At 53.2% G+C, this 13,457-nt stretch carries 13 protein-coding genes; 6 read left to right on the top strand and 7 right to left on the bottom strand.

Features of this window, described 5'->3' with window-relative positions; genetic code table 11:
• Positions 1-342 precede the first annotated feature (342 nt).
• From yqaB to ACFX4O_RS19860, 6 genes are all read left to right on the top strand, one after another.
• The gene (yqaB, locus tag ACFX4O_RS19885; protein ID WP_380210474.1) at positions 343-909 is read left to right on the top strand and encodes a fructose-1-phosphate/6-phosphogluconate phosphatase; all 567 of its coding nucleotides are present in this window, start codon (positions 343-345) and stop codon (positions 907-909) included.
• Positions 906-1,334, top strand: coding sequence for a YqaA family protein (locus ACFX4O_RS19880; protein ID WP_131408827.1), 429 nt, complete (start codon positions 906-908; stop codon positions 1,332-1,334). The genes yqaB and ACFX4O_RS19880 overlap by 4 nt, the downstream gene beginning before the upstream one ends.
• A gap of 80 nt (positions 1,335-1,414) precedes the next feature.
• On the top strand, positions 1,415-2,959 hold the full coding sequence (gshA, locus tag ACFX4O_RS19875) for a glutamate--cysteine ligase (RefSeq protein WP_380210258.1): 1,545 nt from the start codon (positions 1,415-1,417) through the stop codon (positions 2,957-2,959).
• A 152-nt stretch (positions 2,960-3,111) separates the two neighbouring features.
• Positions 3,112-3,627: an S-ribosylhomocysteine lyase gene (luxS, locus tag ACFX4O_RS19870; RefSeq protein ID WP_131408831.1), complete on the top strand. Its 516-nt coding sequence runs from the start codon at positions 3,112-3,114 to the stop codon at positions 3,625-3,627.
• A gap of 365 nt (positions 3,628-3,992) precedes the next feature.
• Positions 3,993-4,277 (top strand): hypothetical protein, encoded by a 285-nt coding sequence (locus ACFX4O_RS19865; protein ID WP_086873709.1) that lies wholly within the window; start codon positions 3,993-3,995, stop codon positions 4,275-4,277.
• A gap of 311 nt (positions 4,278-4,588) precedes the next feature.
• A complete protein-coding gene (locus ACFX4O_RS19860; protein WP_380210261.1) occupies positions 4,589-6,319 on the top strand; it encodes an FKBP-type peptidyl-prolyl cis-trans isomerase N-terminal domain-containing protein in 1,731 nt (576 codons plus the stop codon).
• Between the two features lie 51 nt (positions 6,320-6,370).
• On the opposite strand, the gene emrB is transcribed toward ACFX4O_RS19860, so the two are convergent.
• The 7 genes from emrB to proX form a co-directional block, all read right to left on the bottom strand.
• Complete coding sequence (emrB, locus tag ACFX4O_RS19855) at positions 6,371-7,903, bottom strand: multidrug efflux MFS transporter permease subunit EmrB (RefSeq protein WP_131408835.1); 1,533 nt, start codon at positions 7,901-7,903, stop codon at positions 6,371-6,373.
• A gap of 15 nt (positions 7,904-7,918) precedes the next feature.
• Entirely contained in the window at positions 7,919-9,163 is a 1,245-nt protein-coding gene (gene emrA, locus ACFX4O_RS19850) for a multidrug efflux MFS transporter periplasmic adaptor subunit EmrA (protein WP_131408837.1), read from the bottom strand.
• Between the two features lie 50 nt (positions 9,164-9,213).
• Positions 9,214-9,744 carry a transcriptional repressor MprA gene (mprA, locus tag ACFX4O_RS19845; protein WP_017459325.1) on the bottom strand — a complete coding sequence of 177 codons (531 nt, stop codon included), beginning with the start codon at positions 9,742-9,744 and terminating at the stop codon, positions 9,214-9,216.
• 90 nt (positions 9,745-9,834) lie between these two features.
• Positions 9,835-10,170 carry an L-valine transporter subunit YgaH gene (gene ygaH / locus ACFX4O_RS19840; protein ID WP_131408839.1) on the bottom strand — a complete coding sequence of 112 codons (336 nt, stop codon included), beginning with the start codon at positions 10,168-10,170 and terminating at the stop codon, positions 9,835-9,837.
• Positions 10,160-10,906 carry an AzlC family ABC transporter permease gene (locus tag ACFX4O_RS19835; RefSeq protein WP_380210264.1) on the bottom strand — a complete coding sequence of 249 codons (747 nt, stop codon included), beginning with the start codon at positions 10,904-10,906 and terminating at the stop codon, positions 10,160-10,162. Before ACFX4O_RS19835 ends, ygaH begins: the two co-directional genes overlap by 11 nt.
• A 129-nt stretch (positions 10,907-11,035) precedes the next feature.
• Positions 11,036-12,220 (bottom strand): MFS transporter, encoded by a 1,185-nt coding sequence (locus tag ACFX4O_RS19830; protein WP_131408843.1) that lies wholly within the window; start codon positions 12,218-12,220, stop codon positions 11,036-11,038.
• A gap of 225 nt (positions 12,221-12,445) precedes the next feature.
• On the bottom strand, positions 12,446-13,447 hold the full coding sequence (proX, locus tag ACFX4O_RS19825; RefSeq protein ID WP_380210266.1) for a glycine betaine/L-proline ABC transporter substrate-binding protein ProX: 1,002 nt from the start codon (positions 13,445-13,447) through the stop codon (positions 12,446-12,448).
• Positions 13,448-13,457 lie beyond the last annotated feature (10 nt).

Below are 13,457 nucleotides of genomic sequence, written 5' to 3'. Positions count from 1 at the left end.
CATCCGTAGCTCAGCTGGATAGAGTACTCGGCTACGAACCGAGCGGTCGGAGGTTCGAATCCTCCCGGATGCACCATCTTCTGCGATACCCCCGTCGATTTATTCTCTCAGGTTTAATGCATGTTTCTGCTGATACCAGCAAGAATAATGCTGCTTCGACAAGAGTCTGCAAGCTAAACAAAGCCATTCTCCAGACCGCATCACCTTCGCAAAACACAAAACTTCGTCTCACCGGTTACCCAAGCCAAATCATGCCAACATAATGCTTCTCACTTGCTGGCAGCGACAAAAATGACTGTTTACGTTAAAGTAACTGTTTGTTATCCGCTTTGTGAGAACATGATGTACGAACGTTACGCTGGTCTGATTTTCGATATGGACGGCACAATTCTTGATACAGAGCCAACTCACCGTAAAGCCTGGCATGAAGTGCTCGGGCGTTATGGTATGCGTTTTGACGAACAGGCGATGATTGGGCTTAACGGCTCTCCAACCTGGCGTATCGCGCAATCCATTATTGAAGCCAACCAGGGCGATCTTGCTCCTCATCTATTGGCTCAAGAAAAGACGGCGGCTGTAAAAGCGATGCTGCTGGATTCTGTTCGCCCATTACCGCTTATCGAGGTGGTGAAAGAGTGGCATGGTCGTCGTCCTATGTCGGTAGGAACAGGTAGCGAAAGCGCAATTGCGGAAGCGCTGCTGGCACACCTTGGACTACGAGGTTACTTTGACGCCGTTATTGCAGCCGATCATGTTAAACATCACAAACCCGCGCCCGATACTTTCCTGCTTTGTGCACAAAGCATGGGGGTGGAACCGACGCAGTGCATCGTTTTTGAAGATGCAGATTTCGGGCTTCAGGCGGCGCGTGCAGCCGGTATGGACGTCGTGGACGTACGCTTATTGTGAGTGACGCGCTGTCGCTGTTGTCGCTGTTTTCCAGCAGCTTTCTCAGTGCCACGCTGTTGCCTGGCAATTCTGAGGTCGTGCTGGTTGCAATGTTAATTTCTCACGTTAGTCAGCCCTGGCTTCTTGTTGTAATAGCAACAATGGGTAATAGCCTTGGAGGCCTGACTAACGTTATTCTTGGGCGTTTCTTCCCACAGCGTAAAACATCGCGCTGGCAGGAAAAAGCGACCGACTGGCTTAAACGATACGGCGCGGCAGCGCTGTTATTAAGCTGGGTGCCTGTTATAGGCGACTTGCTGTGCCTGCTGGCAGGCTGGATGCGCCTGTCTTGGGGGCCAGTACTGATTTTTTTATGCCTTGGCAAAGCGTTGCGCTATTTGGCGATCGCCTTTGTAACGCTGCAGGGCATGACGTGGTGGCACTAATTGGACTGAGTGAGTGACCTTTAATCGTCAACCATTACAATTATGCTTAATAAAATGATTATGACAGGCGGGAGGTCAATTTGATCCCGGACGTATCACAGGCGCTGTCCTGGCTGGAAAAACATCCTCAAGCTCTGAAGGGGATACAACGCGGTCTTGAGCGTGAAACGCTGCGCGTAAATGCGGATGGCTCTCTGGCAACTACGGGTCACGCGGCTGCGCTTGGCTCAGCACTGACCCATAAATGGATCACCACCGATTTTGCTGAAGCGCTGCTGGAATTTATCACTCCGGTAGATGGCGATATCGATCATATGCTGACCATCATGCGCGATATTCATCGCTACACTGCGCGCCAGATTGGCGACGAACGCATGTGGCCGTTGAGTATGCCGTGCTATATCAAGGATGGTCAGGATATTGAGCTGGCGCAGTATGGCACTTCCAATATAGGGCGCCTGAAAACGCTCTATCGCGAAGGGCTGAAAAATCGCTATGGCGCACTGATGCAAACCATTTCCGGGGTGCATTACAATTTCTCGCTGCCGATGGCCTTCTGGGAAGCGAAAAGCGGCAGTACTGATAAAGAATCGGTATCGGAAGGTTATTTCCGCCTCATCCGCAATTACTACCGGTTTGGCTGGGTTATCCCGTATCTGTTTGGCGCTTCGCCAGCAATTTGCCCGTCGTTCCTGCAAGGGAAACCGACAACGCTGCCGTTTGAGAAAACGGCGAACGGTATGTACTACTTGCCTTATGCGACCTCATTACGCCTGAGCGATCTCGGCTATACCAATAAATCGCAAAGCAATCTCGGTATTACATTCAATAATCTGCACGACTATGTGGTGGCCCTGAAACGCGCAATCAAAACGCCTTCTGAGGAATACGCCAAAATTGGTCTGAAGAAAGAGGGCAAATACTTACAGATCAACACCAATATTCTGCAGATTGAAAACGAGCTATATGCGCCGATTCGCCCGAAACGTGTGACTCGCAGTGGCGAAACGCCATCGGATGCATTGCTACGTGGCGGGATTGAGTACATCGAAGTTCGTTCTCTGGATATCAACCCGTTCACCGCTATTGGCGTTGATGAGCAGCAGGTGCGCTTCCTCGATCTGTTTATGGTCTGGTGCGTGTTGGCTGATGCGCCGGAAATGAGCAGCGATGAGCTGCTGTGCACCCGTACTAACTGGAATCGCGTGATACTGGAAGGGCGTAAACCCGGTTTGACGCTCGGCATTGGCTGCGAAACCGCACAGTTCCCGCTTGCTCAGGTAGGTAAGGATCTGTTTAGCGATTTGAAACGAGTAGCGCAGACGCTGGATGGCGTGTACGGTGGCAAAGAGTACGAAAAAGTGTGCGACCAGTTGGTTGCCAGCTTTGACGATCCGGAATTGACATTCTCTGCGCGCATTCTGCGGTCAATGATTGATAATGGTATTGGCGGCACGGGAAAAGCGCTGGGCGACCAGTACCGCTCGCAGCTGCGTGAAGAGCCATTGGAAATTTTGCTCGAGGAAGATTTTATCGCCGAGTGCAAAGCGTCGCTGGCGCGTCAGGCCGAGGTTGAAGCCGGGGATACGGAGTCATTCGAGGCGTTACTCGCGCGCCACGCCTGATACAAAAGAAAAAGGCCACATCTCTGTGGCCAAAATTTCATCTCTGAAGTTCAGGGATGATGATAACAAATGCGCGTCTTTCATATACTCAGACTCGCACGGGAAAAAAGAGTTCATTTTATTTTTAAAAAATCACTGTCGGAGGTGACTAAATGCCATTATTGGATAGCTTCACTGTCGATCATACCCGTATGGAAGCGCCAGCAGTCCGTGTTGCCAAGACTATGGACACGCCGCATGGCGACACCATTACCGTATTCGACCTGCGTTTCTGCGTACCGAACAAAGAAGTGATGCCGGAAAAAGGTATCCATACACTTGAGCACCTGTTCGCCGGTTTTATGCGTAACCACCTCAACGGCAACGGCGTTGAGATCATCGACATCTCTCCGATGGGTTGCCGCACCGGTTTCTACATGAGCCTGATCGGTACGCCGGATGAGCAGCGCGTTGCCGATGCCTGGAAAGCGGCGATGACAGATGTTCTGAAAGTAAAAGAGCAGAATCAGATCCCGGAACTGAACATCTATCAGTGCGGGACATACCAAATGCACTCTCTGGAAGAAGCGCAAGAAATCGCGCGTCACATCCTCGATCGCGATGTTCGCGTTAACAGCAACGAAGAACTCGCCCTGCCGAAAGAGAAATTGCAGGAACTGCACATCTAGTTTCCCATGCCGCCTTTCTGCCCAGAAGGCGGCATTATTATTTTATCCGCACGCCTTCTGTATTCTATTCATTCAGTGAAAATATTATATTTCATTATTTATAATGAAATGATAATGCGTCAATAATATCCATTGCAGCTATAGGGCTTCTTGTTGTTATTTAAATCTCAGCATGATAGTTTTCACCCCTGTTGTTATTTGACGGATATTTCACGTTTAATTTATTTATTAACTGAATGTAATTCAGTGAAATAATATGCCTAAGTGATGAGGATATTATGCGGCGTTCACACTCTTATCTTTTATGTCTCTCCTTCGTTTTGCCCTTTACATTAACGGGTTGTGTTAAATCAACGGTGCCCTCCGTGGTAAAGGATGCTCCGCAGAAACAGCAGGCGCAGCAATGTTACGAGCTTCTGACTGCATTAAAAGGTCTGGATAACTCCGCATTTGAAACCTACAAACAGCAATTTAATACGATTAATAAAAGCTATGAAGTCTACAAGCGAAATCGACCGATAATTGATAAAAATTCTGCAGAAATAATGAAATCCGAAATTGATAGTAAGATTGAAGTTGTTTGCTCGCGCGTGCGCAGCGCGGTATTCACTAATATGTCCAGTCGCGCAAATGCCCTGAAACAGTTATGAGAAAACTACTTTATTCATCTGCTGTGCTGTTATCGGCTATATCATCCTCAGCCACCCGCGCTGAGCCTGCCTCATTACTCGAACGCCTAAACGAGGAGCACATAATCTCAGCCGAGCCGCAGTCTCCGTTTACGGCTGATCATGGAAATGCAGGTTCGGTTGCTACGCCTTCGTCACATGCTGCTGTTAAACAGCAGGCTGCACAAAAAAAAGAGACGAGTGAGCAAGAAATCAGATCTCTGAAACGCAAGCTCATGGAATCACGGCGTGAAACAGAAGCTCTGCGGAAAAAGCAGACCCCAGCGACGCCCGTGCAGCCAAAAAATAACGCAGGCAACGATAACAAACAACGACAGCAGCAGCTCCCGGTCAGTAGTAGTGAAAATAAACAGCTACAACAACAGCTCCAGGCCAGCGAGAAGCAACTTGCCGCAGCGAATAACAAGCGCGAAGAGGCAAATAATTACATTGATGCTGCCGCGAAAAAGATGAGTGAGCAGGCTCAGCGTATTACGACGTTGAAAGATGCGTTGCAGCAGCGCAGCGAAGAGGAAGCGCAGGCGGAACAGCAACTGGCGGAAGCGAAAAAGCAGAGTGCAGAGCTCAGCGCGAAGCTGCAACAGGCGGCCACGAAAACCGCAGAACAGGAAAAGCAGCTTACCGATGCGAATAAAAAACGCGACGAGATAACCAGCCAGCTCGCTGACGCCATGAAACAGGCTGGGGGGCAGACATCGCACATCGCCACACTGGAAGCAACGCTGAAACAGCGCAGCGAAGAGAAAGCGCAGGCGGAACAGCTGCTGGCGGAAGCGAAAAAGCAGAGTGCAGAGCTCAGCGCGAAGCTGCAACAGGCAGCCACGAAAACCGCAGAACAGGAAAAGCAGCTTGCCGAGGCGAATAAAAAACGCGACGAGATAACCAGCCAGCTCTCTGCCGCCACGAAACAGGCTGGGGGGCAGACATCGCACATCGCCACACTGGAAGCAACGCTGAAACAGCGCAGCGAAGAGAAAGCACAGGCGGAACAGCAGCTGGCGGAAGCGAAAAAGCAGGGTGCGGAGCTCAGCGCGAAGCTGCAACAGGCAGCTACGAAAACCGCAGAACAGGAAAAGCAGCTTACCGATGCGAATAAAAAACGCGACGAGATAACCAGCCAGTTCGCTGACGCCACCAAACAAACCGCAGATCAGCAAACGCAGCTTGCCGAGGCGAATAAAAAGCGCGATGAAATAGCCGGTCAGCTTGCTGCCGGCACGAAACAAGCCGTAGATCACGCATCACGCATCGCCGTGCTGGAAGCGAAATTAAAACAGAGCGGCGAAGATAAGGCGCAAATGGAACAGCAGCTCGCTGCTGCGAAGAGTGTGGCACCTACTGCGGAAAATGAGGCGAGTAAAGCGAATTCACCGGCATTCTCGCTGGCGGCGGATAAGTCTGAGCTTGCGCGCGTGAACTATGCCTGGGGTGTCTGGTTTGCGGCAAAAGTTCAGTTGGAAAGCGAAACGCTGAAAGACATTGGGCAACAATTTATGCCGCAGGCTTTTCTACAAGGCCTGCAGGATAAATTTGCGGGCAGTCTGCAAATGCCGAATGCTGACCTTGAAAAGGTCCTCAGTACGCTCAACAAGCAGGTAGACGATGCGCGGCAACGTGACATAGCCCGGAATAAGAAGCAAGGGCAGCAGTTGCTGGCCGATGCGGCGAAGCTAAAGGGCGCGGTGCGAGCGGATAATGGCGTGGTCTATTTGGTTGAAAAACGTGGGCCGGGTGCCGCTATTGGCGATACCGATGTCATCCGTTTCAAAGTGGATGAAAAGGTCAGTTCCGGGCAAGTTCTGGCGCAGGGTGAGGTCAATACGGCGCGGGTGAGCGAATTACCGCTGGTGATGCGAACTGGTGTGAAAAAGCTGGTTGTTGGCGGTCGGATGAAGATTTATGTTCCGTTTGAGTTGGCTTATGGCGAGGAAGGTATACCTGGCGCGGTGCCACCCGGCGTGACTTCCGTGATGACGCTGGAAGTCCTCGGCATTGAGAAGTAAAGAAAGCAGTTAAAAAATCGCCTCCCTTCAAGAGGCGATTTGCTTTTCAGGTTAATGCGCGCCGCCGCCACCACCCGCGCCAAATGGCGGTTTGGCAAACCACACCAGCCCCAGCAAGAGCAGGAACACCCCCGCAGAGAACCAGAAAATCTCGTTGGCGGAGATAATCAACCCCTGGTTGGTTATCTGGGTCGCTATCCAGCCTGAAGCCTGTTGCTGCGACATGCCCATCCCCTGCAACTGGTTATAGATTTCCTGCGAGTTCGGATTGTACGGATTTACCGACTCCGTAAGCTGCGCATGGTGCAGCGATTCCCGGTTAGTCCATAGCGTAGTGGTGATCGAGGTGCCGATGGAGCCCGCCAGCGTACGCGCGAAGTTCGACAGGCTCGACGCCGCCGCCAGCCGCTCCGGCGGCAAACCGGAAAGGGTGATGGTCGTCAGCGGCATAAAGAAGCACGCCACCGCAAAACCCTGAATGAACTGAGGCCACGCCGAAGCGCCAAAATCCATGCCCGGCTCGAAGGTATACGCGCGCCAGTAGAAGCACACCGCGTACATGATAAAGCTGAACGTCACCAGACGCCGCATATCCAGCTTATGCGCGAAGCGGCCGATAATTGGCGACAGCAGTACCGGGATCACGCCAACCGGCGCGGAAGCCAGCCCCGCCCAGGTCGCGGTATAGCCATACACCTCCTGCAATAACTGCGGCAGCAATACAATCGCGCCGAAGTAGAGCATATAGGCAAGGCTGATACACAAACAGCCGATGGTAAAGTTGCGCGACTTAAACAGCGACAGATCAACTATCGGGTTATCGTCGGTCAACTCCCACACCACCAGGAAGCTTATCGACACCACGGCGACAATCGTCAGCACGACGATCTCCGTCGAATTAAACCAGTCCAGCTCTTTGCCCTGATCGAGCATCACTTGCAGACTACCGATACCGATGACCAGCAATGCCAGCCCTACGCCATCAATGCGCCGCTGTTCGGTACGCGTTTCGCGCCCACGCAGGCTTTGTAATGTGAGCAACACCACCAGCGCACCGATCGGCACGTTGATAAAGAAGATCCAACCCCAGTGATAGTTATCACTGATATAACCGCCGAGGATCGGCCCACAAATCGGCGCGACGATCACCGTCATTGACCACAGCGCCAGCGCGATAGAGCGCTTCGCGGGCGGATAGTTGCTGAGCAACAAGCTCTGTGACAGCGGGATCAGCGGTCCGGCGACAATCCCCTGGATCACGCGAAAGAAGATCAGCATCCCCAGGCTATTGGACACGCCGCATGCCCAGGATGCGATAGCGAAGGCGACGGTAGACCAGAGAAACAGCTTCACTTCCCCAACGCGTTTCGCCAGCCAGCCGGTGATCGGAATCGAAATGGCGTTCGCCACCCCGAAAGAGGTGATCACCCAGGTACCCTGGCTCAGCGAGGAGCCAAGGTTACCGGCAATAGTCGGAATAGCAACGTTAGCGATGGTCGAGTCCAGCACCTGCATGAAGGTCGCAAGCGACAACGCAATGGTCATAATGACCAGTTGCGCGCCTTCCAGCGGTTTCTGTTGCATTGCACTCACCTCAGATTAACCGGCGTTGGCTTTCACGATGTTTTCGATCAACGTGTTGACCGGTTCAAGGCTGATTTCCCGGGCATTGCTTTCATAGGCCGGGCTGGTGCGCACCTGGCTTGCCAGTATCTGGCCTTCGCGATCGGCGGTATCCACTTTTACCAGCGTGGAGAGGCCAATACGCAACGGATGATCGGCAAGCTGTTTTGCATCCAGCTCAATACGTACCGGCAGACGCTGAACCACTTTGATCCAGTTACCGGTGGCATTTTGCGCAGGCAGCAGCGAGAAGGCACTGCCGGTGCCCATATCCAGGCCAACGATTTTACCGGTGTACTTCACATCATCACCGTAAATGTCGCTGATAATGGTGGCACTCTGACCAATACGCATATGCGCGAGTTGAGTCTCTTTGAAATTTGCATCCACCCACAGATTGCTGGCCGGAACGACCGCCATCAGCGCGGTTGATGTGGTGATCTGCGCGCCAGGCTGTACGGCGCGGCGGGAAACATAGCCGGTGATTGGGCTGACGATTTTAGTCCGTTGCAGTGCCAGCCAGCTATTGCGAACTTCGGTCGCAGCCTGTTTTACCGCGGGCTGATCTTCCAGACGAGTGTCGAGCACGATGGCCTGGTTAGCGTTGTATTGCTGAATGGCGACATCCAGCTCTGCTTGTGCGCTGGCCACGGCGTCACGGGCGTGTTGCAGCTCTTCACGACCAATCAGGTTGGCACTGCCGAGCGGCACGCGGCGGTTAAAATCGCTCTGCGCCTGGGCGAGGGCGGTTTTTTTCAGCTCAATGCTCGCCTGCAACTGTTTGCTGTTGATGATTGACTGGCGGGTTTGGCGAACGCTGCTTGCCAGCGCGGTTTGCGCTTTTTCAAACGCCTGTTGCGCGTCGGTTGCGTCCAGCGTCACCAGCACATCGCCCTGTTTTACAAAATCGGTGTTGTCAGCCCAGACTTTCGTCACGCTGCCAGACACCTGCGCCATAATTTGTACCTGGTTCCCTGCTACGTATGCGTCATCGGTTTCCTCGAAGTGACGCAGTACCAAAAACCAATAAATCCCGTATGCCACGGCAATAACAATAAAGAGCAAGGTCAGTAGAAGAAGGGTACTTTTACGTTTGCCTTTCTTTTTGACCGGTTGCTGCGGGGTTTGGCTCTCCGCATTTGCGCTCATGCTTTTCTCCACGATCTTCTTATTTTCATCCCGGCAAACGCCGGCCTGTTTTTGCCAAAAAAGCCAGTAGATACCGGCTTTTCAGTATTCTTATATCCTGGATATTCGAGCGTCTTATCGCGTTAGCGCAACGCCTCGAGAATGACGTCGTCCTCTTCCATCTGGTCGAGGCGCGTCAGGAGTTTTCGGGTGATATGCTCAAGCTGATCTTTTTCGCTAACGCTCAGCGAAGACCAGAGTTGATGCAGGCAGTTATGCTGCGGGGGCAGAACCTGGCGCAGGAACTCATGACCTTTATCGGTCAGTTGCAGATGCAGACAGCGGCGATCGTTATCACTTTCGCGACGCTCAATCCAGCCGCGCTTTTCCAGCTCATCGGCAATGCGTGTTGCATTGGTACGGGATGACCCCAGCGCGCTACTCAGCTCTGACGGCTGAATACTATGATTTTCCTGGGATTCCAGCGTAATCAGCGCCATAAACAACGTCTCGTTAATGCCCTGCGCTTTCAGCATCTTATTGCGGTTTTCCAGCAGCTTGCCCTGCATATGCATACACAGGCGAGTCAACAGAATTTCCTGAAACGGGAAATCTTCATAGCGGCTGGCGCGAAACTTAAGCATTTGTTCGATGGGCGTAAACGAACTATCCATTTGGGTATGACCTCATTAATTGCAGTCGATATAGTAACGACAGTGACAAATAAAGTAAATGTATTATTTGTAGTAATAAATTTGCCTTATCTATACATCTGCCAGGAGTTTCCAGACGATTCCGTACGCGAAAGCGCTCAGTAGCGTGGGGATAATTATGCTGCGTGTTTTCCAGAAGCTCACGCCGAGCACGGCGAAACCGGCAAGCGTTGGCAACAGGCGGCGGCTGTCGGCGGTGATTTCCGGCACGCAGGAGACCACCAGCAGCGCACAGATAGACGCAATGCCAATGGTGTCCAAAAACACACTGCTCACGCCGCGTTTCGTCGGGCGCGTCTGCCCGGTGCGGAGACGCAACGGAAGATAACGGAATAAAAAATTGACGCAGCCCACCAGCAGGCCGAGTAGCAGCACCTCATTGCGCATCAGGTGCTCCTTGATAAAACGCCTGTACCAGCGCGGCGAGACAGCCGGCGAAAATCCCGGCCAGAATTGCAGCAGGAATAGAAAACAGCGTAACGCCCGCCAGTGCGCCGAGCAGCGCCGCCGTGACGGCACTTATCTGACGACGCTGGAACGAGGCCAGCAGGAAGCTCATAAACAGCGCGGGCAACATAAACCCTAACGCTGATTCCACCGCTGGATAACCTTCCAGCAGTCCGTCGCCGGAAAACGCGCCCAGCACGGTGCCCGCTACCCATGAAAGCCACGAGAATAGGGCGATGCCAATCATCCAGTTTTCGCTCCAGCGGCGGTTGTCACGCACCAGCTTAGCCGTGGCGGCGGCAAATACCTCATCCGTCAGACCAAAAGCCCAGACGGCAGTTTTACGGTTTTTGAGCGGTTGCAGAATACGGCTGCGTAGCGACGGGCCATAAAGCACGTGGCGAACATCCATGGCCATCACAGTCAGCGCGGCAACCCATAATGCGCTACCCGCAGCAAGCATGGTGGTGATGACGAACTGGCTGGCACCCGCATAAATAATGCAGGAGAAGAAAACGCTTTCGAGTGGGGTAAAACCGAGTTTGGTGGCATTCATGCCAAAGGCAAACGCAACGGGGACGTAGCTCAAAACGATGGGAAGGCTGTCTTTGATACCTTCCATAAAGGTCGCGCTCTGGTCAGACGTGCTCTTTGTTGCGGTTACTGAACTATCCATATCCATAATGTTTGTTATATATCACCCACGTTAATATAACCGGGATAAACAAGTCCCATAACCTTAACAGACTGAGGGACTCGTTAACACCCCGGTGTTCCTCCGAAACGTGCAAACGTGGGTGGTTGCTTACATTGCCGCCTCCTGGCGGTGAAATCCTCGCCACCAAACCAGCAGATTCAGCAGCGCCAGAACGCTACCCGCCAGGCAAACCCCCGTCCAGCCTGCGTGTTGCCAGGCGGAGGCGGAGATCAGTGAGCCTGCCGCGCCGCCAATAAAATAGCTGGTCATATACCCGGCGGTCAGGCGGTTTCGTGCGTCCGGTTTAACGCGATAGATAACCGTCTGGTTGGTGATATGCACTCCCTGTACGGTGAGATCCAGCACGATAATGCCAATAATCAATGCGATAACCGAGCTGTGTCCAAGCCAGATAGCCACCCAGGAGAGCAGCAACAGAATCAGGCCGCCGGTGGTGGTGAGATGGGAATGTCCCCGATCCGCCAACCCACCGGCTTGCCGCGCGCCGAGTGCGCCTGCTGCGCCCACCAGACCAAACAAACCAATCGTCGCTTCGGAGAATTGAAACGGCGGTGAGGCCAGCAAAAACGCCATTGACGTCCACAAAATGCTGAAGTTAGCAAAGCTCAGGCAGCCAAGCATTGCCCGGGTACGTAACAGTTTGTCGCCAGCAAACAGGCCAAATACCGAGCCAAGCAGTTGCAGGTAATTAAGGTGATTTTCTTGTTTGAGTTTCGGTAGCCCGCGCCACAGCGCCAGCGCCATCAGGACCATTAACACGCTGGCGACCCAGTAAACCGTGCGCCAACCGCCGAGGCTTGCCAGCAATCCGGCAACGGTGCGCGCCAGCAAAATGCCGAGCAGCAGACCGCTCATAATCGTGCCCACCACTTTGCCGCGTTTGTCTGGCGTTGCCAGCGTGGCGGCCAACGGCACGAGAATTTGCGCCACCACGGAAAACAGCCCGGTCAGTGCGGTGCCGAGGATCATCAGCCCGAGCGACGAACTACTGGCGGTGATCAGCATGCCGCCTGCCGACAGCAGCGTCATCAGCACAATCAGCGAACGTCGTTCGAACATATCGCCAAGCGGCACGAGAAATAACAGCCCGGCGGCGTAGCCAAGCTGGGCGGCGGTGACGATAAATCCAGCCTGGTTGGGCGTGAGTGAAAAGGCGTGGGCGATAGTATCGAGGAGCGGTTGCGCGTAGTAGTTGCTGGCAACGGCGAGGCCGGTGGCAACGGACATCAGCGCAATCAGCGCCGGGCTAAGGCCCTGGTTCGGTGTGGTCATTGGCGTTGTGAGTCAGGTATGTTTTTCCAGACAATCATGATAGCCAATAGATTGAATTTTGTGAGGAAGAACACGTGTCGGAACGTGCTGTTGCGTATCCTGCCAGGCGAACAGGCGAACAGGCGAACAGGCGAACAGGCGAACAGGCGAACAGGCGGCCTGAATAAGCAAAAGCGCCATCCGGCATAAAACCGATGGCGCTTTGGGAAGGCTTAGCGCAACAGGTTATTTCTGTGCGGCAAGGGCCTCTTTGATCCATCCGTCGAATTGCTGCTGGTGAGCTTTGATCCAGCCATCAACGTGACCCTGAATATCCGCTTCAGACGATTTGCCCGCATGCATCATGGCGTTCTCCGCATTGATGTCGGCCAGCGGCAGTTTCATCACGGCGAAAAGTTTCGCCGCCGCCGGGTTTTTCTCGGCCCAGGCTTTGTTGGCAACAATATGCATGGTGTTCACCGGGAAACCGTAGTTCATGCCGTTTGGCAGCTTGGTATCAATATCTTTCTGTTCCCCTGGCAGGGAAGAGAACGGGACTTGCAGCCACACCACATCTTTACCCGGTTTCAGCACATCGCTGACCCAGTAAGGCGTCCAGGTGTAATAGAGCACCGGTTTGCCTTCTTTGAAGCGGGTGATGGTATCTGCCATCATCGCTGAGTAGTTCCCGTGGTTAACGGTGACGGTGTTTTCAAGGCCGTAAGCCTGATGCTGGTGGTTAATCACCGCTTCACAGCCCCAGCCCGGTGAGCAACCCATCATGTCGGCTTTGCCGTCGCCGTTACCGTCAAACAGTTTGGCGATTTTTGGATCTTTTAGCTGCTCAATGTTGGTGATGTGATATTTCTCGGCGGTCTTCTTATCGATCAAATACCCCTGCGCCGCGCCGGTGACATAGGTGCCTTCACGGTAGAATTTTTTGTCGCCCCCGGCGGCGGCATACATGTCGTCATGTAGCGGTTGCCAGTTGACGGCGGTAAAGGTGACATCACCTGCCGCCATCGAGGTGTAACCCACGTTGTAATCCACTTCATCCGGGGTGTTCACGGTATAACCGAGTTTTTCTAGAGCGCGGCCCACCAGCAATGTCTGGAAGCTCTCTTCGGCGATAGTGCTTTGAAATGGCTTGACGGTGATGCCTTTGCCTGGCAGTTCTGCGTCCGCAGCAAATGCACTGGTCGAGACAAGGGTGGCAAACGCTGTGGCAAAAAGTACGCTATGTCGCATCGTTGTTCCT

This window comes from Kosakonia sp. YIM B13571 (genome assembly GCF_042788095.1).
GTDB classification, from domain to species: Bacteria; Pseudomonadota; Gammaproteobacteria; order Enterobacterales; family Enterobacteriaceae; genus Kosakonia; species Kosakonia quasisacchari.
This window is presented reverse-complemented; position numbering and strand designations above follow the sequence as displayed.